This is a genomic window from Candidatus Vallotiella adelgis, from assembly GCF_020541305.1.
GTDB lineage: Bacteria > Pseudomonadota > Gammaproteobacteria > Burkholderiales > Burkholderiaceae > Mycetohabitans > Mycetohabitans adelgis.
Genome location: NZ_CP047396.1, coordinates 634384 through 658006, shown reverse-complemented (window position 1 = coordinate 658006; position 23623 = coordinate 634384). Strand labels below are relative to the sequence as shown.

Annotated in this window: 15 protein-coding genes, 1 tRNA gene and 2 pseudogenes; 9 read left to right on the top strand and 9 right to left on the bottom strand. The window is 44.5% G+C overall.

Annotated elements, in window-relative coordinates:
- Positions 1-39 precede the first annotated feature (39 nt).
- The 3 genes from hisF to GJV44_RS02385 all read left to right on the top strand — a co-directional run bounded on the left by hisF (position 40) and on the right by GJV44_RS02385 (position 1624).
- Positions 40-813, top strand: a complete 774-nt coding sequence (hisF, locus tag GJV44_RS02395) for an imidazole glycerol phosphate synthase subunit HisF (RefSeq protein ID WP_226806146.1) — start codon at positions 40-42, stop codon at positions 811-813.
- Positions 813-1214: a phosphoribosyl-AMP cyclohydrolase gene (gene hisI, locus GJV44_RS02390; protein ID WP_226806144.1), complete on the top strand. Its 402-nt coding sequence runs from the start codon at positions 813-815 to the stop codon at positions 1212-1214. Before hisF ends, hisI begins: the two co-directional genes overlap by 1 nt.
- Before the next feature lie 62 nt (positions 1215-1276).
- On the top strand, positions 1277-1624 hold the full coding sequence (locus tag GJV44_RS02385) for a phosphoribosyl-ATP diphosphatase (RefSeq protein ID WP_226806142.1): 348 nt from the start codon (positions 1277-1279) through the stop codon (positions 1622-1624).
- Positions 1625-1693: 69 nt separating this feature from the next.
- Here GJV44_RS02385 and GJV44_RS02380 read toward each other — a convergent pair whose 3' ends face one another.
- Positions 1694-2881 (bottom strand): trypsin-like peptidase domain-containing protein, encoded by a 1188-nt coding sequence (locus GJV44_RS02380; RefSeq protein ID WP_226806140.1) that lies wholly within the window; start codon positions 2879-2881, stop codon positions 1694-1696.
- Positions 2882-5034: 2153 nt separating this feature from the next.
- On the opposite strand from GJV44_RS02380, the pseudogene GJV44_RS02375 reads away from it, so the two are divergent.
- The 4 genes and pseudogenes from GJV44_RS02375 to GJV44_RS02360 form a co-directional block, all read left to right on the top strand.
- Positions 5035-5367, top strand: a pseudogene (locus tag GJV44_RS02375) (glutathione S-transferase N-terminal domain-containing protein); the annotation flags it as partial.
- 195 nt (positions 5368-5562) lie between these two features.
- Positions 5563-5808: pseudogene (locus tag GJV44_RS02370) on the top strand (glutathione S-transferase C-terminal domain-containing protein); the annotation flags it as partial.
- 73 nt (positions 5809-5881) lie between these two features.
- A complete protein-coding gene (locus tag GJV44_RS02365; RefSeq protein WP_226806133.1) occupies positions 5882-6463 on the top strand; it encodes a ClpXP protease specificity-enhancing factor in 582 nt (193 codons plus the stop codon).
- A gap of 42 nt (positions 6464-6505) precedes the next feature.
- Positions 6506-6581: transfer RNA gene (locus GJV44_RS02360), tRNA-Thr, on the top strand.
- Positions 6582-9041: 2460 nt separating this feature from the next.
- Here GJV44_RS02360 and GJV44_RS02355 read toward each other — a convergent pair.
- Positions 9042-9242, bottom strand: coding sequence for a cold-shock protein (locus tag GJV44_RS02355; RefSeq protein ID WP_226806131.1), 201 nt, complete (start codon positions 9240-9242; stop codon positions 9042-9044).
- 549 nt (positions 9243-9791) lie between these two features.
- On the opposite strand from GJV44_RS02355, the gene GJV44_RS02350 reads away from it, so the two are divergent.
- On the top strand, positions 9792-11390 hold the full coding sequence (locus GJV44_RS02350; RefSeq protein WP_226806130.1) for an APC family permease: 1599 nt from the start codon (positions 9792-9794) through the stop codon (positions 11388-11390).
- A 1488-nt stretch (positions 11391-12878) separates the two neighbouring features.
- On the opposite strand, the gene grxD is transcribed toward GJV44_RS02350, so the two are convergent.
- The 4 genes from grxD to GJV44_RS02330 all read right to left on the bottom strand — a co-directional run bounded on the left by grxD (position 12879) and on the right by GJV44_RS02330 (position 16119).
- Positions 12879-13190, bottom strand: a complete 312-nt coding sequence (gene grxD, locus GJV44_RS02345) for a Grx4 family monothiol glutaredoxin (protein WP_226806128.1) — start codon at positions 13188-13190, stop codon at positions 12879-12881.
- A gap of 72 nt (positions 13191-13262) precedes the next feature.
- Entirely contained in the window at positions 13263-14153 is an 891-nt protein-coding gene (gene prmC, locus GJV44_RS02340) for a peptide chain release factor N(5)-glutamine methyltransferase (protein WP_226806126.1), read from the bottom strand.
- 7 nt (positions 14154-14160) lie between these two features.
- Positions 14161-15243: a peptide chain release factor 1 gene (prfA, locus tag GJV44_RS02335; protein WP_226806124.1), complete on the bottom strand. Its 1083-nt coding sequence runs from the start codon at positions 15241-15243 to the stop codon at positions 14161-14163.
- 354 nt (positions 15244-15597) lie between these two features.
- Complete coding sequence (locus GJV44_RS02330) at positions 15598-16119, bottom strand: hypothetical protein (RefSeq protein ID WP_226806122.1); 522 nt, start codon at positions 16117-16119, stop codon at positions 15598-15600.
- A 948-nt stretch (positions 16120-17067) separates the two neighbouring features.
- Here GJV44_RS02330 and GJV44_RS02325 point away from each other — a divergent pair.
- On the top strand, positions 17068-18888 hold the full coding sequence (locus GJV44_RS02325; protein ID WP_226806120.1) for an aminopeptidase P family protein: 1821 nt from the start codon (positions 17068-17070) through the stop codon (positions 18886-18888).
- Positions 18889-19409: 521 nt separating this feature from the next.
- On the opposite strand, the gene ychF is transcribed toward GJV44_RS02325, so the two are convergent.
- The 3 genes from ychF to GJV44_RS02310 form a co-directional block, all read right to left on the bottom strand.
- On the bottom strand, positions 19410-20504 hold the full coding sequence (gene ychF, locus GJV44_RS02320; RefSeq protein ID WP_226806118.1) for a redox-regulated ATPase YchF: 1095 nt from the start codon (positions 20502-20504) through the stop codon (positions 19410-19412).
- Between the two features lie 1607 nt (positions 20505-22111).
- A complete protein-coding gene (locus tag GJV44_RS02315; RefSeq protein WP_226806116.1) occupies positions 22112-22252 on the bottom strand; it encodes a hypothetical protein in 141 nt (46 codons plus the stop codon).
- A gap of 440 nt (positions 22253-22692) precedes the next feature.
- Positions 22693-23448, bottom strand: coding sequence for a uracil-DNA glycosylase (locus GJV44_RS02310; protein WP_420885752.1), 756 nt, complete (start codon positions 23446-23448; stop codon positions 22693-22695).
- Positions 23449-23623 lie beyond the last annotated feature (175 nt).

The window sequence follows — 23623 nt, the reverse complement described above, 5'->3', positions numbered from 1 at the left end:
GCATCACTATATGCACTTTACATTTTAGCACTTACTCTTATGGCTTTACCGAAACGCATTATTCCGTGTCTTGATGTTTCTCGCGGACGCGTCGTCAAAGGTGTAAATTTCGTTAAACTGCGCGATGCCGGAGATCCAGTCGAAATCGCACGCCGCTACGACGAGCAAGGAGCTGATGAGATTACGTTTCTAGACATTACAGCAACGTCTGATGAGCGGGACTTGATTTTGCCAATTATTGAGTCAGTTGCTGCGCAAGTGTTTATCCCACTAACCGTTGGTGGTGGCGTGCGAACCGTCGAAGATGTGCGACGGTTGCTCAACGCAGGCGCAGACAAGGTTAGTATAAATTCTGCTGCGGTGGCTAATCCGCAGTTCGTCCGCGACGTAAGCGAGCGCTATGGTGCTCAATGTATCGTCGTCGCAATTGACGCAAAACGAGTCGGTAATTTTCGTGAGTCACCATGTTGGGAGGTGTTCACGCACAGTGGTCGCAAGGCAACTGGACTTGACGCCATACAATGGGCGTGTCAAATAGCAGAGTACGGAGCCGGTGAGATCTTACTAACTAGTATGGACCGAGATGGTACAAACAGTGGATTCGATCTAGTGTTGACACGCATGGTATCAGATGTAGTACCAGTGCCAGTCATTGCCTCAGGTGGTGTGGGCTTACTGCAGCATCTAGCTGACGGAATTACTAAGGGTCGCGCAGATGCGGTACTAGCCGCCAGTATTTTCCACTATGGGAAATATACGATCGGCGACGCCAAACAATTCATGGCAGAACGTGGTATTGCAGTGAGGAAGTAATGACTAGTAATGATTGGTTGGATGAGATTCAATGGAACATGAGCGGCCTAGTGCCGGTGATCGCACAAGAAGCTTCAAGCAACGATATATTGATGTTTGCATGGATGAACCGAGAGGCACTAATCAAAACCATCGTTTTAGGGTATGCTGTTTACTTTTCTCGCTCGCGCAATGCACTGTGGTTCAAGGGCGAGGTGTCCGGCCACGTACAACACGTACGCGAAGTACGGCTGGACTGCGACAAAGATGTCATTCTATTAAAAATAGAACAAGTATCCGGCATCGCTTGTCATACTGGCCGGCATTCGTGTTTCTTTCAAAAATTTGAAGGAGTCGTGAATAACGGTCATTGGGTATCGGTCGATCCAATCCTGAAAGATCCGGACAGCATCTATCTATGACCCATAATACCGAACCCATACTTCGTAGGTCAGGTAACGCTAGTAGTAGAAATCCTCAAGATATGGACAATACCCCCCAAGATGTGTTACTGCGGCTAGCAATGATAATTGACGGCCATAAGAAAGATAATCCTGAAGTCTCTTATGTCGCGCGACTATTTCATAAAGGCGACGACGCGATTCTAAAAAAGATTGGCGAGGAAGCTACCGAAGTTGTGATGGCGGCAAAAGATGCCCGACTCGATGGCTCAAGCATGGCTTTAGTGAGCGAGGTAGCTGACCTATGGTTCCATTGTCTTGTGATGTTACGACACTATAATGTCGGACCTAATGACGTACTAGTCGAGCTACAACGCCGAGAGGGCTTATCGGGTATTTCAGAAAAAGCATCGCGCCACTCAACGCGATAATGATATATGAAAAAATAACGAGCACACATTGCATATGTGCTAGTCACCGAAGCGCAGCGCTACTTATCGCTAATTTTCGTAGCTATTGTCTAGAATCTGTTTAGTAGATAGTAGGCGCTTCCCGACCGTTATATTAGTATCTATTTCGTGTGACTTATGCCATAGATGCACTTTTACGACCGTGCCAGGCCTGATAAACGCAATCGTACTAAGCAGGCTCGCGGTATCAACAATAACTTTATCATTGACCTTTACGAGAATATCTCCCGGCTTGATACCGGCTTTTTCCGCCGGACTACCTTGCAGCACTCTAACTACGATTGCGCCTGATTTCTGGTGTAAAACAAACGATTCTGTTATATCTGGTGGTATATCTTGAGGCTCAACCCCGATCCAGCCGCGTGTGACTGTCCCGGTTGTAATAATGTCCTCAAGCACGTTACGTGCCGTCGACACTGGAATAGCAAATCCAATACCTAGAGAGCCACCGCTTCGCGAATAGATTGCAGTATTGATGCCGAGTAAGTTTCCATTTATGTCGACCAGCGCGCCACCAGAATTGCCTGGATTCATGGAGGCATCAGTCTGAATAAAGTTTTCAAACGTGTTAATTCCTAGGTGATTGCGGCCGAGAGCGCTAATAATCCCCATTGTCACCGTCTGGCCAATTCCAAAGGGATTACCAATAGCTAGGACAACGTCACCTACGCGGATATTCTCTATCTGTCCAAGCCTAATCATCGGCAGATTAGGCAGAGTAATCCTGAGCACCGCTAAATCTGTTTCTGGGTCTACTCCGATCATTTGTGCATTAGCTGTTCGCCCATCGGTCAGCGCGACCTTAATCTCGTCCGCACCGTCTATCACGTGGTGGTTTGTTAGAATATAGCCATCCGAGCTAACAATAACCCCGGAGCCAAGGTTAGCTGACGGCTCCTGATGTGTATGCTCATTGAAAAAATAGCGGAACAGCGGGTCGTTAGTGCGTGAATTCTGTATCTGATCTGCGTTTGTGCTGGTAAATATATTTACTACTGCTGGTATAGCACGTTGCGCGGCATGTGCATATGATGCGACCAAGTCATGATCTGCAGTGCTCGGGGTAACCTTCTGAAGGGTAACGCTTGGGGGCAATAGTTGTTGACTAAAGTTGCCTGGGAGCTGGATCCAGTGCGGTTTCAGTGTTGAGATAATAAATACTAACGCAAGCAGCACCGTCACCGCTTGAGCAAAGAACAGCCAAAAGCGTCTAAGCATTTGAACCTATAGGACTTGCGTCAAGAAAAGTAAGAGAGCTGTTACCGGATCGAGATAATTATCTCTGGCATAACCGCTCGCGTGGCGTTTCCAAAGGGTCGATTATGAGGACATACTTCTTCATCAGTAGTATTTTCCAGAAAAACGAGACCTGTGAAAATTAGGAGACAAAAGTACTAAGTCAGAAGAACAACAACTTGTTAGCCTATTACTGTCCGCCAAATACTGCGCATATAAGTAAATAAAAACGTGCCACTCTATGTGAGGATTCACTGGTTGGGCGGTATGATAATCTCAGTTTCATCGCCATGCTATCGAATTTAACTATATAAGCTAATAATACCCCTGAGTGAGCGTTGCATATAATTATCTGATGACTATAACTACCCATCTTAGCTGCAGGGCACAGCATGGCATATGTATCAGCAGCATATGTGAGCTGACTAAGAAATAGTACAACAAGATCAGTACAGCTGGGATACATAGCCCAGCAAGCTTATACGTCTCATGAATTCTAATGAGAAGATGCCATCCAAGGCTATCAATACTGATTAAATTCTACTTACCGGTGACTGGGTGTTGCCCGGCCGGTGCATTGACCGTTTCTATGCTACGACTCGATACTCGATATTGCATGGGCTAGTCCGCATATTTTAAAACCCCACTGCGATGTAGCACTGTTCATGTTTAAGATGGCCAGAAACTCGCATGCGGATAAGTCTAAAGGAGCGAGTTGTTCTATTAGTTTTTCTATCTTCTTGTTTCTGATTCCAGAAATATTCTCCGAATATCTATTGCTGTACAGATAATCTTGTTCTGCAGTGCATCAGTTATCGGAAATTATTTTTCCGATCAATGCGCTATCCGCTAAACTATGATGGCATCGAGATTAAGACATAGAAAAACGAAATAGAATTCTACTTATGCTGGTATCGTGTTTTATCCATACTACTTAACATAAGGCTTCTTTAGCATCTGAATTTTTGTCTTCGTATTGTGCAAAATCATCTTATTCACACCCTAGAAGGGGTGGCTCTTTCTTTGAGAAGAGTTTCTCTTTACTGCCCGACCTACTGAAGACAGTGCTCGATATTACACCGACCTTGTATTTCATTATATTGCACGCGATACTATATGAAACCAGGGCAAACTATTAAGTTTGTATTGTAATGATTTTGTCAAGTTGCTTAATCTGATTTAAGTGCGTAACAAGACAGGACTAACTTTGCTTGGCATTGATCTCTGTTGTTGGCTAAGACTGTAATTATGTAAGCTTATACACGCCCAGTACATTTCATATTCTTTTCCAACATTGCACTCTGGATCCATCGATTCGGATTTAAGAAACATATAAAATACACGCCTCTTTCAAGAGCTGTATTGGGCTCTTGAATCCCACGCGAACGGAGAATACCGATGAAGAAATGATTTATGCACAGCTACTAGCTATATTAAGCATGGTACCAAAAGAAATATTTGTTCTCAGCGGTGCTGTAGCTCATACTAACTACCTAGTTTTGCTACAACATAGCGCTTAATTTTTTTAAAAAGTGCCTTTTGAGTTGCTGTATTGCAACATACTTTCGCTATTGCGGACTGCAGTCGATCTGTATTTATCGGAGGGTTATTAAGGGCAACCCGCTATTAGGTAAAGGTAAGATTGATATCAGAATAATTGTTCTGATGTTCCCAACCGATATTAATCGTACAGGGTAATTTAATACGTTCTACTGGCACTCGATGCAGTCAATTTAGCGGAACCATCTGGCGTTTCAGAATATCTGAATTATTCTATACAGAGTAGCAACTATAAAAGAGTGTGTGACGTTAAATTGATTAAACATAAAGGTAAAAACAATGAAGTCATACATGCAGTTTTACCTAGGTAACTAATAGAATACTTGCGCCGATAGACTATGATGCGTTTCGCGCTGACTTTATTTTTCATGCTGTATGAGTGTCAGTGTTGCTATATAAGACGCGCGAGCGCGGCTGTTTCTCGGTTTGTTAGTGTCTCGGTTTGTTCATCCTGTTACGCCGTGCAAGATATCAAGTAAACACGCCTCTATGCAGTACAGGGATAGCGGTGAAGAAAGCCGGAATAGAGCGGTTTTCTTGATGCTTGCCCTGCAGTTTTTTTGAGGAAAGTAAGAATGATGGTTTTGTATTCTGGTACTACTTGTCCATTCTCCCAGCGTTGCCGGTTAGTGCTGTTTGAAAAAGGTATGGATTTCGAGATCCGAGATGTGGACCTGTTTAATAAACCAGAAGATATTTCTGTAATGAATCCCTATGGACAGGTTCCGATCCTCGTGGAACGAGATTTAATTCTTTACGAATCGAACATTATTAACGAGTATATTGATGAGCGATTTCCCCATCCTCAATTAATGCCTGCCGATCCAGTCCAGCGGGCTCGTGCGCGGCTGTTTCTTCTCAATTTTGAGAAAGAGCTGTTTATACATGTTGGTATGCTCGAGAATGAGAGGGGAAAGACAGCTGAGAGGGGAAAGACAGCTGAGAGGGGAAAGACAGCTGAGAGGGGAAAGACAGCTGAGAGGGGAAAGACAGCTGAGAGGGGAAAGACAGCTGAGAGGGGAAAGACAGCTGAGAGGGGAAAGACAGCTGAGAGGGGAAAGACAGCTGAGAGGGGAAAGACAGCTGAGAGGGCGAATGTACTAGCTCGCGCAGCAATCCGAGACCGGCTAACACAATTGGCGCCGCTTTTTGTTAAAAATAAGTACATGCTTGGTGAAGAGTTCTCGATGCTTGACGTCGCGATCGCGCCACTGTTGTGGCGTCTTGATTATTATGGCATAGAGCTATCCAAGAATACGGCATCACTGATGAAGTATGCAGAGCGAATTTTTAGCCGGTCCGCCTATATTGAGGCGTTGACGCCATCCGAGAAAGTGATGCACCGTTAAGCGCCAGTAGCATCGCGTATCTAATCACAACCGTCTTCTAGAAATAGTGCCTACAGTTGTTTTAAGAAAAATCATGCAAGAGATTCCCACTAAACCCTATTTATTGCGGGCAATCTATTCGTGGTGCATAGATAATAGATTTACACCGCATATCGCAGTTAAAGTCGACAATTACACACGCGTACCCCAGAAGTTTGTGCGTAATAGCGAAATTGTTCTCAACATTAGCTGTGATTCGATCAGCCAGTTACAAATGGGTAATGACGTAATAAAATTCCTCGCACGTTTTTCTGGAACACCGAATACCATCGAGGTTCCGGTAGCTAATATTCTCGCAATTTATGCTAGCGAAAACGGGCAGGGAATGGCGTTCTCAGTCCAAAAAATTCCGAATGAGTCAATGCAAAATAGGCTGAAATTCGAGGCGCCCGCGCCAGATAAGATACACGGTAATATACCGTCGCAGGTAAAACAACATATGCTGCGTGAGCAAACGCTGCAGCAGGCGAGAATCGATAAGCCAACTGTTAGGCCGCTAGTTATGCTCTATAACAAAGAAGTACAAAGAAAGAACGTGCCGCACCTAGATAACAAAACTGCTGCAGATAACTGTCAAAAAAACGGGAGGAGAAAGCACTTAAAAGTAATCAAGTGACCTTTTCTTAGGTAACGAGACTGTAGTATAGTCATACATTATGCCGGCTTAGCTCATCTGGTAGAGCAGTTGATTTGTAATCAACAGGTAGCTGGTTCGAGTCCTGCAGCCGGCACCACTGTATTAACGCAGGTACTCCTAAACAAATAAATAAAATACTCGCGTCACATTATTTATTTTTAATAGAAAATCTATATTAACTTTATATTAAACATGACTATATATTGCTTGGTACTCTAAAAATAGAGTAATGTAGTATAGATAAATCATGTTTAAATATTTTCTATTATTTATATAATAAAGTATATATAAAACATAACATAGAGGTTTATGTAAAACATAAAACCATGTATTATTATATTAATAATAATTATTATTAATATAATTTAAGTCGAAAGGAAATACTAAATTATTCGAACGTATGGATCTGGAATCTATCTCTATGCACTAGACCTGTTATTTGGGTTCACAGCGTCTGTTATCTTATTTTGGTAATGTAGTGTACTCTATAATGTACCGTATAATACATGATTAATTTAAATACATGGCTAGTCTATCGATCAAGTACAGAGAGTATGATTACATCTAGGGAGCTCTTTTGTCATTATTTTTTTCAAGTCTAATCAACATAACTATTCCCCCGAATAGTATAAAGCAAGTGTTGTTTATTAAATAGAGCACCTCTATGATGCGTATATTTTTTTACTTAGGCTTGTTGTATAACGGGTTAATTAATAATTAAAGAAAAGCTTAGTATTTCTAGTCTAGCTATTAGATCTTTTCACTAAAAAGATAGGATGAAACTCATCGCGTGATTACGTAGGACAGCTCACACAACTCACGTGGTAGACTAAAACAAATACAGTATGCTCTTCGACAATACTATACTAGTATACTCTTGCTATCCAATGCAAGATAATCGCACCACTTTCATAAGAGCCTAACAGCAAAAATCAACTGCCTAAGCAAAAGCGAGATTGGCTGTGTGGTATTTTTCTCCGCTAGCTATAAAAAGAAGATAAGTGTGTGAGTGGCGACATGCTAGCGGGACTCGCTAGCAAAAAAAGGCTTGTTGCACTGCAAAAGCGAGCCTAGGTAGGCTTATATAATGACCATACTCTGAAACTCTACCTACTAGTCATGATTCTGCGCAAAGTGGGTTCTATGTTGGTAAGCAACAGTAACAAGATATGGGAGTCACAAGACACGGGAAACTATTATATCTGTGCGGCCTGCGACGCCCCTGCTTGAGGCATGCATTTAGTTCAGTTCTGACATGCCAACTGTGTACAGCTAAGCATAATCATGATGGATTGGAAGGGGATGATCGTGATAATAATGTTTAATCCGGTTGTTGGAAAGTATTTTGTACTGGGCTCCGAGGTAGTCAGCACGGAAATATTCATCATATGTAAAGATGCGGCTTTAAAAAAAGGACGTGGACCACGATGTTGTTTTAAGATATTGTGATTCTGTGAGATTGACATGTGCATAAACCGATTGTATATGCACGACTCAATTTACAACATATTTTTATGCAATCTTAATAATGTAGTTAGCTAGCTGAATGTGGGCACGTAGATTCAATGCGGGGAGGTTTCTCGCTGAAACCTTTTATTAACAAAGATAGTGTGAGCAATTTTTAATCAAAGATTACTGATGTGCCCTTCAATAGCATATGAATGCTTTCTAGCGGAAAGTAGTATGTCTAATGCAGAACTTGCCTCGATCCGATAAGATAATTGGGGAGTAGCGGCTTAAAAGTAATAATATTGCATGCGAGAAAACGTTAGAGTTAAAACTAGTCCAACCGTTGTTGCAGTTCGGTGCCGATTTTTAAGTAATGTGTCGGCCTATGGAGTCAGAGTAAGAAGTCTCTGTAAATGAGCAGGGTTTTATTCCGCCTAGTCAAGCGAACTGATGAGAAGAGTAGAATACCCAGTCAACGCTGGTTGATTACCGTTTACTTTCAGATAGACATCCAGCTTAAGTCAGCTGGCAAGCTCTGAGATAACCTGTAGTGCAGCTCATTTTATTTAAAGCTAGCTGGATTCATGAAATTAATTACTTGCGTATATTAGAGCAGTTTCAGTAACTAACTCAATGACTCAGTCGAGCTCGCGTCGACTGAGTCAGCTAAAATAGCCCTCTGGGAACGGGCGTCCGATTTCAGTCCAGTCATCATCTGGTCGAATAGCAACTCGGCTTGCCAACTAATTATTGTGTTTGATATGCTGAGCAGTGCTGTAATTTATACGTCGCAATTTATTTGCAGTGCTATGCTCGAACTGCTTATTTTGTCTTAGTGATGTAATATCCAGTTGAGCATGCTGCTATTGGTATAACTGCAGTAGCGATACAATACTCAAAGCTGAGTTAGGATGAAAGCCGCTGAAATTACTACTGAACTTGTGATCTACACGCGGTTTTTTCTTAATTAACGCGTACACTAGATAAAAATTGCGGTCGACTAAAAAACGCCTCAAAACACGCTCTTTATAACGTAGAGTTTATCAACAGTACGCGCGCATAGAATTCGGGGAGAAGCCATGATATATCGCGTTAGACAGACATGGGGCTATGCCCCTCGAATATTTGCTGCTTGCTTACCTTTTGGGTTCGTCTGGACCTTGTATATGACTTTTTGGTTTTCTTGAAGAGTCTGAAAGCTATCCATGCGAATTTCGGAAAAATGCGACATGTCTTCACCACCGCTGTTCGGCGTAATGAAACCAAAACCTTTAGCGTCGTTGAACCACTTGACGGTTCCGGTTTCCACAAAACAAATCCTTAAAAATTAATGAGGGCTGAGAGGGCCCGATAGCATACAAAAATCAAGGAAGGGGGTGAGAGAAACAGCCGAAGTACCGTCACGGAAGATTATATAAAGATGAACAACCATCAACACTCGCCGCTTGAAATTCTACATATATCATTGTATTGCGAAAATCAGGCCCGGCCAATGCTTTTTTCGTACACTCGGTGGTTGTCCGGATGCGATCTAATTAGATCCGGCTTGGATCGAGTCTTGCCACCTTGTTCCCCTGTAATAGCCTGCATCACCATTAAATTGGCTTAAACCTTGTTTTTACCACTATCTGGTGGTTTGTGTTAATTAATGTTTGGCTGATTAGGGCAGCTCACATGGCTTGATTTTATGCTTATTAAGTTGCCCCCGTGTTCTTCTGATTCGCAGCTAATCAGCCAGTTTAAGGTGCTACCGTTAAACTTCGCGCTGGTTACAACTAACGTGTGAGGCGTATTCACCGAGACGTGCCAGCCGAAAATGGTACATCGGCAAAGCGCGCTCATGTTTCTAGGAGATGTTGTGAATAGTTCGATGAAGCGAAACATCAGCCCATTCGCGCTGATGTTGACCGGCTTAGGCTCGATCATCGGGTCAGGCTGGCTTTTCGGAGCCTGGAAGGCGGCAAAAATTGCAGGGCCTGCGGCAATTATTGCGTGGGTGATTGGAGCAGTGGTAATTCTCGCGATCGCTCTGACCTATGCGGAACTGGGTGCAATGTTTCCCGAGTCAGGCGGCATGGTTCGCTATGCCCGCTACTCCCATGGTTCGTTGGTCGGCTTTATTAGTGCGTGGGCAAACTGGATTGCCATCGTTTCTGTCATACCAATCGAGGCAGAGGCATCGATTCAATATATGAGCTCGTGGCCTTATGATTGGACTCATACGCTATTTGTACAGGGCGAGCTTACCTTACCGGGGCTCTTGCTGTCCGCTGTGCTCGTAGTTGTATACTTTCTCTTAAACTATTGGGGCGTAGAGCTATTCGCGCATGCTAATTCTGCAATTACGATCTTCAAGTTTTTGATCCCAGGTGTTACTATCTTGGGCCTTGTCTTGACTGGTTTTCATAAGGATAATTTCGCGATTAGTTCAACCGGTCAGCTCGCACCCTATGGCTGGTCAGCGGTGCTAACTGCGGTAGCTACTAGTGGCATTGTTTTCGCATTCAATGGATTCCAGAGCCCGGTAAACCTAGCTGGCGAAGCACGAAATCCGGACCGGAGTATACCGTTCGCTGTAGTCGGTTCGATCCTAATCGCACTGGTTATTTATGTGCTTCTACAGATCGCATATATTGGCGCTATTAATCCTGTAGACGTCGTCAAGGGTTGGAACAAACTGAACTTCGGTTCACCGTTTGCTGAGCTTGCGTTTGCACTGAATCTAAATTGGCTTGCAATGCTGCTGTATGTCGATGCGTTTGTAAGCCCTAGTGGTACAGGTACTACCTACATGGCGACAACAACTCGGATGATCTACGCGATGGAGCGTAACAATACTTTGCCTAAGATTTTCAGTAATGTGCATCCACTCTATCGAGTGCCGCGGCCTGCAATGTGGTTCAACCTTATTGTGTCCTTCATCTTTTTGTTCTTTTTCCGTGGCTGGAGTTCGCTAGCTGCGGTAATCTCGGTTGCCACGGTAATCTCATATCTAACAGGACCAATCAGTTTGATGGCTCTGCGCCGTACCAGTGGGGACATAGCACGACCGCTGCGCATTCCGGGCATGGGATTGATTGCACCGTTTGCGTTCGTCTGCGCATCGCTGATCTTGTATTGGGCAAAATGGCCATTGACCGGCGAAATCATCTTACTGATGGTAGTTGCATTACCGGTTTTCTTTTACTACCAAGCTAAAGCAGGCTGGGAGGGATTCTCTAGGGATTGGCGCTCAGCCTGGTGGATGGTTACTTATTTACCTCTCATGGGCGTGCTATCGTACATCGGTAGCAAACCGTTCGGTGGGCTCGGATATATCCCCTATGGTTGGGACATGACGGCTATTACAGTGATTTCGCTGGGATTCTATCAGTGGGGGGTTTCTAGCGGCTGGCGTACTGCGTATCTAGACGAACGAGAACGACGTGAAGAAATTCTCGACGGAGTCGGTATTTAGGAGGGAGAAGGCATCAGCATAGATTAGTGCTGGACTCGCGTGTCGACTCTCTACGCCGCTTGCGTTATGCTGTCAGCGAGGGTAAGCATGAGTAGTTAGATTAAAACAGCACAGCGACACTGTATCTCCTCCCCTTAATAAGTCGTATTGCACAGCTGTAGCTGTGCAATATTATGAAAAGCGCACACTAATGGCTAGTAGTAGCCTGCTATACAATGTCAAAGACAGCAGAGAGCTACGCGCTGGTTAGAGATTAACCCGTACAGAATATTTTTACGGTCTGCATTTATATCTGCTTAAGTGGCAACAGAAATGAGCACAATACTGGGATAGTTGCTGAGACTTAGAAAGTGTCGATAGCTTAGTTTAAGCCTATAATAAGATAGGCAGATCTATCTGCTGCTTCAGGATAATAGAGCGGCCACATCTATTACATATTGTCGGAGACGTAATGATCTACATGAGCTATCTAGAAAAGATAATGCTCTACGCGCCATAGAGTCGTCTCTCGCATCTCGCGAGATTGCTGTCTTTTTTATATATGTGGCGGCGTTATAATACGTAACAAATAATGTGATATGTGGGCATATGGCTAAGCTCTTAGCTTATATGCTTCTGCTTCTAATGGTTAGTCAAACACCGTGGGGCTGTAATTTTAACTAGAGCAACTGCGTGTGAAATTCCGGCTTGCCAGCTGCAACTTAATGACATGATGTGTGAGTATCCTAATTCACTTGAGTGCGTTAGGTATTGATCTGTATAGTGTGCAGGAAAAGCTATAACATTAGTTAAAGATCTCCGGCGCTGCAGCGATAACTGCAGAAAATTCATATGCAGCATCGCGTGTAGAGTATATGTTTGACAAAACAGTTATACTAAGAATATAAGCATGCGCCGCTGTCTTGCCCTATAACATACAATACAGAAGCGCATGCGATGATACTCATCATGAATTCTACGCGGATGTAATTTCCTGATTATGCGAGCGAGCGAGCTGCTGCACATCCGATATATCTAATACGTGTGCAACAGTACCAGTGGAAATACAATGCCACCCATTTTAGTGACTACCATCATGTTACATCGATGCACAGGGTTTAGCAGTATTTAGCGAACCATGGGCACGAGCTAGCGTCATTCCTTCAGCGTAACATCGTCGGCAGCCTGCGTAATTAAATTATCGGATAGGCCATACGCAATACTAGCTAGCTTTTACATCGAACACGGTGCTCGATCATACCGTCTATATAGAACGAGCCACTAGAGAGAGTCGCGCCAATATTGCGTCGTGGTGTGCTCAATATTCTAGGGTTAAACACTCAACACTTCATTCATGACGAATATTGAGCTAACTAGCACTAGAGATAACCAAATACTATTTCAATGTTTTTCAACGCGCGCAGAGCACGTAGCACACCGGCGACGTAGGCAGTACCGGTAGCGCCGGTGATTGCAACAATTCGTCATTGTATCGACGACTGCAATTCTTCAGGCATGCAAAAATAATTGCTGTAGCTCTCCGGACTGATACATCTCCATCATGATATCTAAGCCACCAATAAATTCGCCGTTCACGTATAGCTGTGGGATTGTAGGCCAGTTTGAAAATGTCTTGATACCTTGTCGTACTGCCTGGTCTTCGAGAACATTTATTGTATGCACCGAATCAACACCGCACGCTTTTAGGAGTTGGATAGCTTGGCCTGAAAAACCACACATCGGGAACTGTACGGTACCTTTCATAAACAGGATGACCGGATATTTTCGGACAATTTGCTTGATTTTTTCTTGCGTATCCACAACTATCCCCACTTTACATATAATCTAAACTAGATAATAGCGGGTTTTTCTTAAGTAGTTTGTTTCGGCTCACTACCGGCTTCCGCATGTAACTCGCTCGATGCCTGCTAAGTCGCGCATGCAGCATATGGAATTAAAGCCGTGCTTTTCGAACAGCGAACGCACAGATTCAGCCTGATTAAACCCATGTTCTAGACACAGTGTACCACCAGGCGCTAGCCATGCAACGGAACCAACGATAATCGAGCGAATCGCACTTAGCCCATCTGCATGATCAGTCAGTGCGTCTAGTGGCTCAAAGCGGAGGTCGCCCTCACGCAGATGCGGGTCTGACGCAGCGATATATGGTGGATTACTAACGATAGCGTCAAAATGCATCAGGGGGGCATGATGTAATGCGCTCAGTGCATCGAACCAGTTACCGTGACATATCATGAAATAAGCCTGCGCTAGCGAATTAACCATCATAAGATGATGATGCGAAACCAATGAAAGCGCCGCTTCGCCGAGTAGTCGCCGCACATTTCGACATGCGACGGCCAGCGCGATAGCGCAACGATCTGTAGCGATAATCCGAGTATCTGGGCGAGAATGTGCAATCGCAATTGCTATTGCACCACTGCCAGTTCCAAGGTCGAGGATATGAGGTAGGGGGATTGCTTGTACTGCGTTTAATGTCCACTCAACTAGTAGCTCCGTCTCCGGCCGCGGAATTAGTACGTAGGGCGTTATATCAAAGTTGAGTCCGAAGAATTCTCGCGAACCAACTAATTGTGCAATCGGCTCGCCTTCTATGCGCCGTGACTGCAACGCTAGAAAGCGTGCTAATAAGGCATCCGGCAGTGGGTTGTCAGCACGCGTTATTAGCATAGTGCGCGGCCAATTTAGCACGTGGGCAAGCAGAATCTGCGCTTCTAGCGCATTAAGCGGTGACGATCTTAGTATTTTCGTGATATTGGTCATAATTTGCTTACTTTGTCTCGCCCATTGCGGAGAGCAGCTCGGCCTGGTGTTCCGAGATAAGCGCGTCTATCAACGTGTCTAAGTCGCCATCCATAATTTGTTCCAGCTTATATAGCGTCAAGTTAATGCGATGGTCGGTTAGCCGGCCCTGAGGAAGATTATATGTGCGAATACGCCCAGATCGATCACCCGATCCTACAAGACTTTTGCGAGTAGCTGCTTTTTTTGCATGTTGTTCCTGATACTGCTTGTCTTTGATGCGGGTAGCTAGCACTCTCATCGCGCGGTCTTTGTTTTTATGCTGTGAACGATCGTCCTGACATTCCACCACAATTCCGGTTGGAATATGCATGATGCGCACCGCCGAGTCGGTTTTGTTGATGTGCTGACCACCCGCGCCGGACGCACGGAATGTATCAATACGCAGATCAGCTGAATTTAGAAAGACCTCGGCGACTTCGTCCGCTTCCGGCATTACGGCTACTGTGCAAGCTGACGTGTGGATACGCCCCTGTGTCTCAGTAGCTGGAACTCGCTGCACGCGGTGCCCACCTGACTCGAATTTGAGCCGCGAATAGGCGCCCTTACCGATGATGCGAATAATCACTTCCTTATACCCGCCTAGATCCGATATGCTCTCTGACATTATTTCGACCTGCCAACGATGGCGCTCCGCATAGCGCAGATACATGCGTACTAGGTCGCCAGAAAATAGTGCGCTCTCGTTTCCACCGGTGCCAGCGCGGATTTCTACGAAGATATTACGCTCGTCGTTTGGGTCCCTGGGAAGCAGCATTTTCTGTAAGTCGTGCTCCAACTTCTCCATCTGGCTGCGCGCTGCACTTAGCTCAGCTTCTGCAAAATCCCGCATCGATGGATCGGCTAGCAATTCTCGAGCAGTTACCTCATCATTAAATGCAGTTTTCCATCGTGTATATTGCTCGATAACCGGGGCAAGTTCTGCATGCTCGCGGGTTATTTTGCGATACTGGTCGAGATCAGATGCAATATCTTCACGCGAAAGTAGTTCGTTCCATTCCGGAAGTCTTTTAGTCAGCTGTTCTAGCTTAGCCTGCATACTCGGTTTCATCAGTGCATCCAGAAAAGGGTTCGAATAGAATCGCGTTCAATAGAAAGCCGAGGCATACTCGGCGATATTCGTATGCCGATGTGTATTGAATATCACTAACGATTCGATGAGTCGATAGAAACTAGATGTCCAGTCGATGAGCTTAACAATTACCGTCTTCCTTTTGGGTCAGCGAATGCGTTGGTCCATCAATAAACTGGTTAGTCGTAAACTACTCAATAATGACTTAAGCACAACAGCAAAATTATCGCTGTGTTCCAGAATTTCCTATACGAGTACTTCTCCTATCTTACGCAGCTTAGCCGGTTTTCTTACATATAATATGACGGGTCACCCGAACTAATCTGTATTGCTTCAGCTAATTCCAATAGCATGAAGATTGGTAATATTTATCTTAAGAACCAGTGCCGCCCGTACAATTACAGACTGCTGAGTAGCATATTTTTGAGTAATAAAGGGAAAGTTTAGTGCCGTATAGAGAAATATATCATCTAACTCATCTACTTCAGATTCGACATTGCGCGGTACTGCTAAGCCTACTATGAGGATTAGTTTGTGCTTGCGTACCTTCATCGAATGCCCTACCTCGCCTAGACCGAGAATCGTCAAGGTGGATGCAGTGCAGGAGATAATAATGTTGAGCTCGTGAATCGTGACGATATATTGGAAGGTGTGGCCGACCTTACCACCAAAGCATACCGTCATCCCGCTGTCGCATTGCACGCTACGTTTAGCGACGATAGGCTCCTGAGAATTCTGCTGGGAAAAACGCGGCAAGTATTGATTAACGATATTTTCGAAGATTCGTTGTAATAGCAGCATTGCTGAATCAGTTATCAATATAGAATATGCACCAATCTCTGCTTGCTTACACACTTACTTAGCTGCTACGAATATTACACTGAAACAACAAATTCCAGCAGGTACCGAGTATATCGGCTGCAAACACGGTACGTGCAACGCTCTTTATCTAGCACAGAACCTAGGTTTCTTCAAGAACTATCCATGCTAGATTTAATATTACTAGTGCCATATGACGGACTGCTGAAGATGGAAGCATCGCGTACATATATCCAAATACTTTAAGCGATACTTAGTGAGGCTTAATATACGGGTTAAAATTTGATATTTCAGTACCCTTATGCTGAGCAGCATGATAAGGTTGCGAGTGCTTTTACTCGGAGAAGTCTTCGGCTAGTGGCTGCATATAAAAAACCGTTTTTTGCGAGAGCTTTACATTCAATAACGGTCATTTGCACTACGCAAAAAACCTTCCTTCAGTTGCTCAATGACACGCGCTGAGCGACTTCTCGCTTCGGCTGTTTACTTTCTCGATGAAAGTGACTGCTAAGATTATTCAATGAGTAGCGTATGACGCTGCCGAATAGTAGTCAGTCGATTTATATTAGGCATGCATATACTGGATTTTTAGCGAATATTAGGCTATAGATAGAATATCAGAGCTGTCAGCGGCCTATGGTGCTGGCATTGCTTTTGACACTTGACTGTTTTCATTGTGGCCAGTGTTAGTGCATCACCGATTTAATTGCTGCTTTAAGCTACTAGTGACCCAGAGTCGAACGGGAATGCCTGAATTATCAAGATACTTCACACAATTAACTGATTAGTTAGATCGTCTCTGTGACTGCTAGATGTTTCGATGGGCATTGGCTTTAGATGGTAGCCAACACCAAGATGCAACTAACTAGCAATACGAGTACCCTGTTCGAGGGTGATGGGGCGCTTTGAGTAGAACTATACGTAGTTTAGTGCCATAAAGGTTATGGCCGCCTCACTTAGCTTATATTTTTTCTGGTGAACTGCATGAAAGCCCAACAACTTGCCGCTGATCAGACGATCTCCTCCCATAGGAGGCTGGCGAATCTGCGCAATGCGATGCAACGTACCGATCTAGCTGCATATATCTCGATATCTGCCGATCCGCACTTATCCGAGTATCTGCCGAAACGCTGGCAAGGTTGCAAGTGGCTATCCGGCTTCACCGGCTCGGCGGGCCTACTGCTCGTAACAGCACACTTTGCAGGGCTATGGACTGACAGTCGATACTGGGTACAGGCTGCTATAGAACTGGCCGACACTGGTATTGAGCTGATGAGGATTAGGGCTGGGCAAACACAGCCCCATGTTGACTGGCTTGTCGATCACTTAGGACCCGGGTTACAAGTTGGTATAGATGGTAGTACACTGGATCTGGCCGCTTCGCGTGTGCTAAAAAACGCTCTACAGGAAGCTGGCATACAACTTCGTGCTGATATAGACCTACTACAGCTGATTTGGGAGGGTCGACCGACTTTGCCCAGCATGCCAATATACGAGCACGATCCTTTCTATACACCTGTAACTCGTTCAGAAAAGCTCGATCAGATACGCAGCGAGATGCGAGAAAAAAGAGCAGACTGGCATTTCATTTCCACGCTGGATGATATTGCCTGGATTTTTAATCTTCGCGGTACCGATGTGAGCTATAATCCAGTATTTATCGCGCACGCGCTGATTGGGCTGCAATACGCAACGCTGTATATTGCTGATGATAAAATCGATACGATATTACGCGCTCGGCTAGCACAGCACGGTGTGCGCGTTGCGCCATATAGAAATGCACCGTCAGCGTTAGCAGCAATTGAGCCAGGCAGTACGCTGTTGATTGATCCGAAACGCGTTACATATGGGTTAATGCAAGCCGTGCAGTCTGGCGTAAAATGCATCGAGTCAGTAAATCCGTCGACTTTTGCAAAGTCGCGCAAGACGGAGGCAGAGGCTGTACATGTGCGTGCAACGATGGAGCAAGACGGCGCGGCGCTAGCGGAATGCTTCGCGTGGCTCGAACAGACCCTCGGGAATGAGCATCTCACCGAGCTGATGATTGACGAAAAGCTTACAGCTGCGCGGGTCGGTCGACCGGGTTTTATATCTCGCAGTTTTCCGACTATTGCCGCATTTAACGCTAATAGCGCGATGCCACACTATCGTTCGACGCCACAGTCGCACGCTGTGATCGAAGGAGACGGTCTGCTATTAATCGACTCCGGCGGTCAGTATTTAGGTGGAACGACCGATATCACGCGCGTACTACCAATAGGTCGGACTAGTGTGGCCCAGCGGCGTGATTTTACACTGGTGCTTAAAGGTATGATTGCACTGTCGCGCATAACGTTTCCGCGAGGTGTGCGCCCTCCTATGCTAGACGCAATAGCACGAGCACCTATTTGGGGGGAATGTATAGACTTTGGACATGCCACTGGTCATGGGGTGGGCTATTTCCTAAATGTACATGAAGGACCACAGGTAATTTCGTATCATGCACCAGCTGAGTTTTGCCTGACGATGGAGAAAGGCATGATTACCTCGAATGAACCTGGAATCTATCGTCCCGGTCAGTGGGGAATCCGCATTGAGAATTTACTACTGAGCCAGCCGGCATGCACAAACGAGTTCGGCGAATTTCTCTATTTTGAAACACTGACATTATGTCCAATTGATACCCGCTGTATCGAGCGGTCGTTACTATGTGAAGATGAAGTGAACTGGCTTAATGTTTATCACGAGCAAGTGCATAAACGAGTCAGCCAGCATCTGAGAGGCGATGCAAAAGCATGGCTCAAAACACGTACCGCGCCAATATAATGCATGATAGCGGTTCAGTTGATTGGTGCAGCAAACAGCTGCTGCCGTCAGCCGGTGTTTTAATGTGTGATTAGATAATCTAAGACAGTCAGTAGGGAATGAGATGCATCATAAATACCGAAGCTGTATATCAACTCCTGAGGAAAAACGAGAGGCTGCCCTCCCATAACTACAATCCGCCCTTGGCGCCTAGCGGCATCAATACATGATCGATGAATAGACATCACAGTCGCTTTGAAATAGTGTTTGATCGCCAGTATGTAGCAGGGAGCCCGTGCCGTTTCTATGCTGCTGCATTGTTGACTGTTTGAAACCTACTATATATAAAGCCCAGAGAGCAAGTCTTTCAGAAATCAAGGTGTACAGCAAAGCTGCTATCTAGATCCAGATCGATCAACTAATAATCGGGTGCACGACGCTGGTCGTTTCACGCTATTTCAGCCCGCTCCACACATTAAACCAAAAATTTATGATTAATAAATTTCGAATTGAATAGATTTGATATCTGGCGTTATAGTACCTTATATATTGAATAAAAAGTTCAACACATCTCCATCCTGGACAACATACTCCTTGCCTTCGGCGCGCATCTTGCCCGCCTCCCTCGCACCTTGTTCGCCTTTATAGGCGATGTAATCATCATACGAAATCGTCTGAGCGCGGATAAAACCGCGCTCGAAATTCGTATGGATGACAGCAGCCGCTTCCGGCGCTGTGTCGCCAGTGTGAATAGTCCACGCACGTACCTCTTTAATGCCGGCAGTGAAGTAAGTCTGCAACCCTAGTAGTTGGAAACCTGTCCGAATTAAACGATTGAGTCCAGGCTCGTTCATGCCCATATCGGATAAGAAAATTCCTTTTTCATTATCCGGCAACTCAGCGATTTCTGCTTCGATAGCAGCGCATATGGCAACGACTGGCGAACCTTCTTTGGAGGCATGGTCACGCACTGCGTCGAGGTGCGGATTGTTCTCGAAACCGTTTTCCCGAACATTAGCCACGTACATTGTTGGCTTCGCAGTAATTAGGCAGAATGGCTTAATCAACGTATGCTCGTTATTGGATAAATTCATCGCTCGCACTGGGCGTACTTGGTCTAGTTGTACACGTACCTTATCTAACAGGTTGGCTAGCTTGACTGCTTCTTTATCATTACCTGATTTTGTTGTTTTCGAATACCGCGTGAGTGCCTTTTCAACAATCGCTAGATCGGCTAGTGCCAATTCAGTATTGAGCACTTCGATGTCCGCTAGTGGGTCTATCTTGCCAGCGACATGTATTACATTAATATCGTCAAAACAGCGAACCATATGTATAATCGCATTTGTTTTGCGAATGTTATCGAGAAACTGATTTCCCAGACCTCCGCCTTTGCTCGCACCCGCAATAAGACCGGCGATATCGACAAACTCGACAACTGCCGGCAGGACGCGGGCGGGCTTGACGATCTGTGCCAAGGCATCCAGTCGAGGATCTGGTACTTCAACTACACCAACATTCGGCTCGATCGTGCAAAATAGATAATTCTCGGCGGCGATGCCCGCCCTAGTCAGCGCGTTGAAAAGAGTAGACTTGCCGACGTTAGGCAGGCCGACAATGCCGCATTTTAGACTCATTTGAAACCTTCATTAAATCAATGATGACGCGCCAGCGTTTGTGCCTTGACCGCGATTTTCTCAACGCCAGATAACCGGCAGTAGAAGAGTCAAAGACAAGAGCAACCTACGCAATATAGGCACACGATGTAGGAGCGCGATTCTATGCGCCCTACTTTATCGAAAAAAAATATTATAACGCTTTCAAATATAATATCTTTTTCGAATGGTTTTTTTAGGTAGAAGCATAGGTCATAGATATGCGTAAGGTAATAGGCGCGCTTTCACGCGACTACACAAAATGAGGAAATGATACGCTCCATACCGGACATTTCACTCTATCTGAGATATCGCATGACACTAATTGAGTAATTTTTTTAAAAAATCTTGCTTTTATCCGATAATATTTTATATAACAGCTATTTATCACACATAAAATATAACGAAATCATAAAATAAAATTAGTAAAAATATCTTATGAAAGTCTGTGATTTTTTATTAATTTTTCGTAAAGATTTTTATCTTTTATACAGCGAATGTATTTAATATTTTCTAGAATTCGATGAATATTAGTATGACCTACTTGTAGTAGTCATCAGAAATCTTGTGTACGTAAAATCGATTTGTTGAAAATTTCTGTGGATCTTAATCCTTTTTTCATTAGTTGTTTTCCCGATGAAACCCTCCTTTAGGTAGCGCTTATCTGCTAATAGACTATTTGAAATAGATGCGCGATCTTTCACTTTTTATAGCAGCATTTCGCTGCTCGAGACTATATGTCCTCTTGAAAATTGATCTTATTTTTTCCTATGAGATGAGTATCTATATACCTCTGTATCTTTTAAATTTTTTATTTATTAAAGTGAGTATAAATAATTACTATTTTAATATAATAAGTTGCCAAATATATTTATATTTTTTCGACAAATTTTTTAATAAAAAATTATTTATAAGATCTAGAATTTATGTTTTTAGCGCATTGCGTTTTCGATATTTATGTTCTGAATAAGGCATGTTGTTTTGTTTTATTTTCTGATGAAATGCTTACTTATCTCTGACCTGAAATATGGCTCTTGCGTTCGGTATATCATCCTGCATCTAGTTAGAGCTAGATGTTCTAATATGCGGATGAATTTTGCACAACCGAACTATCACGAATCGTGATCGGCAGAGGATGAGTCGGAAAGATCGTCCGCGCGTGCTGACACAGCTGGAACTGCGTGTCGAGTCAATTTTGCTTAAGCGAGTGCTCGATTTCGTACTGCAGTTCCAGCTGTTACTGATCTTGGCGTGAATCTCGAGCATAAGTTCTATAACACAACCCGGCAGCTATCAGTGTGAGGTTTGCCGATTTACGAATATTGTCTTCTGTTCTGATCTGATCTAGTCGTCAGTGCAGATCGTATGCATTCCTGATTCGTGAGTAGATTGGCACGAAAGTAAAACCGCAGTGATTATCGACAATCTAGTATCGTAGCAACTTTTCGGTGCAGTAGACCGCATCATGAAATTGCATTGTATGGTTTATCGACAGTGAGATTCTTACATTATTTCCATTACCGAATTCACATATATCGCTAGTTTAGTCCGATCGTACCGAGTATGCAGCTGTATTATTACAACTAGATCTAGCTGCGCTGTCTGAACACATTTAAGTGGCTACCGGGTAGCGCTAATTCACATCGGGTTGGAACGCTTTGGGGGGGGCATAACACCTTCGCACGGATTCCCGCTTGCAGTACAAGCGGTAGATAAATTGATTTTGCCATATACGCGTGATGCTCATTGGCGATGCAGTACATCTGACTTACCTACTTGCAGGACAGGAAGTTAACCGTAGATTGCGTGACGTTACTGCGTTAACTAACATGGTGAACCAAAAGAACAGTTTCGTGATTTTGGAGATCTAACACTACTTAGGCGTTATGCGTATTCACGCCGCGAAGACATTTAGAATCTAACTATTGCAACTGATGGTCTTCATCGGTTATTTGCGCTGCTTGGCAGACTGGCTCGTAGTATCCGAAACTCGGGATGGCAATAATTAGTGCGCAGCTATTAATTAAGCGTTGGCTAGTGTCGGCTGCGCTTGGCTAACGGATATCTGCCTAGTAAAGGAAGGCACAAGGTGATATTTCGAATGCGCGTGAGCACGCTATCCTTATTGGATAGCGTGCTGCTGGTTTCCGGCTATTCCGTATTCACTAAGTCAGGGCAAATGCCAATCAATCGGCGCATAACCAATCTGGTTCAGGTACTCATTAGCAAGTACAAAGTGGCGGCAACCGAGGAAACCTCGGTGTGCCGACAGCGGTGACGGATGCGATGATTCGAGAATCCGATTGTTACAATTATACAGTAACTGTCGTTTAGCTTTTGCATGCGAGCCCCACAGCATGAATACGAGACTTTTGTGTTGCATGGCAAGATGCTCAACCAGCTTATTAGTACATTGCTCCCAGCCACGTTTCGCGTGGCTTGCCGCTCGGTTACGCTCGACAGTCAATACTGTATTAAGTAGCAGTACCCCTTGCTGGGCCCAGTATTCAAGGGAACCATGGCGTGGTATTACGTGGCCAAAATTTGCAGCAGCTTCCTTGAAAATATTGCGTAATGACGGAGGGAGGCGAACCCCATGGGATACAGAAAACGCCAGTCCATTCGCCTGCGGTATACCATTATCTTCTCCGTGATATGGATCCTGGCCTAAGATAACTACTCTCACATCGTCAGGCGCTGTCAGATGCAATGCTCGGAATATATCTATTGGATAAATCGTCTTGCCACTGCTGCGTTCGTAGTTGACGAATTCGCACAAACGAGTATATACCGGACTGCTAATGAACGACGTTAGGTATGCGCGCCACCCTAGTGGCAGGCTATCGAATTGTTCTTCAAGGGTGAGCCCCGCACAAATTGGGGAAGTCGACTGTGACAACGGTTGTGCCGTTGCGCACTCACGCAGTGGTAGCAGTAAATGGTTGAATAATAAGGGTTGCCGATTCTGAGTTTTCTGTTCGCTGGAACTGCCTAATGCAGCGGCAATAGAGTGCCTAATATCAGAATCTAAAGTCACAGTAAAGTCAAATAAACAAAGGGGGCGGCGTAACACCCGAAACTAACGAATTCTTTTGCTAGGT

What these genes read in the sequence shown, in the direction of transcription:
- hisF (WP_226806146.1), top strand. Translation starts at nt 40, where the DNA reads ATGGCTTTACCGAAACGCATTATTCCGTGTCTTGATGTTTCTCGCGGA.
- hisI (WP_226806144.1), top strand. Translation starts at nt 813, where the DNA reads ATGACTAGTAATGATTGGTTGGATGAGATTCAATGGAACATGAGCGGC.
- GJV44_RS02385 (WP_226806142.1), top strand. Translation starts at nt 1,277, where the DNA reads ATGGACAATACCCCCCAAGATGTGTTACTGCGGCTAGCAATGATAATT.
- GJV44_RS02380 (WP_226806140.1), bottom strand. Translation starts at nt 2,881, where the DNA reads ATGCTTAGACGCTTTTGGCTGTTCTTTGCTCAAGCGGTGACGGTGCTG.
- GJV44_RS02365 (WP_226806133.1), top strand. Translation starts at nt 5,882, where the DNA reads ATGCAAGAGATTCCCACTAAACCCTATTTATTGCGGGCAATCTATTCG.
- prmC (WP_226806126.1), bottom strand. Translation starts at nt 14,153, where the DNA reads ATGACCAATATCACGAAAATACTAAGATCGTCACCGCTTAATGCGCTA.
- prfA (WP_226806124.1), bottom strand. Translation starts at nt 15,243, where the DNA reads ATGAAACCGAGTATGCAGGCTAAGCTAGAACAGCTGACTAAAAGACTT.
- GJV44_RS02325 (WP_226806120.1), top strand. Translation starts at nt 17,068, where the DNA reads ATGAAAGCCCAACAACTTGCCGCTGATCAGACGATCTCCTCCCATAGG.
- ychF (WP_226806118.1), bottom strand. Translation starts at nt 20,504, where the DNA reads ATGAGTCTAAAATGCGGCATTGTCGGCCTGCCTAACGTCGGCAAGTCT.
- GJV44_RS02315 (WP_226806116.1), bottom strand. Translation starts at nt 22,252, where the DNA reads ATGGCAAAATCAATTTATCTACCGCTTGTACTGCAAGCGGGAATCCGT.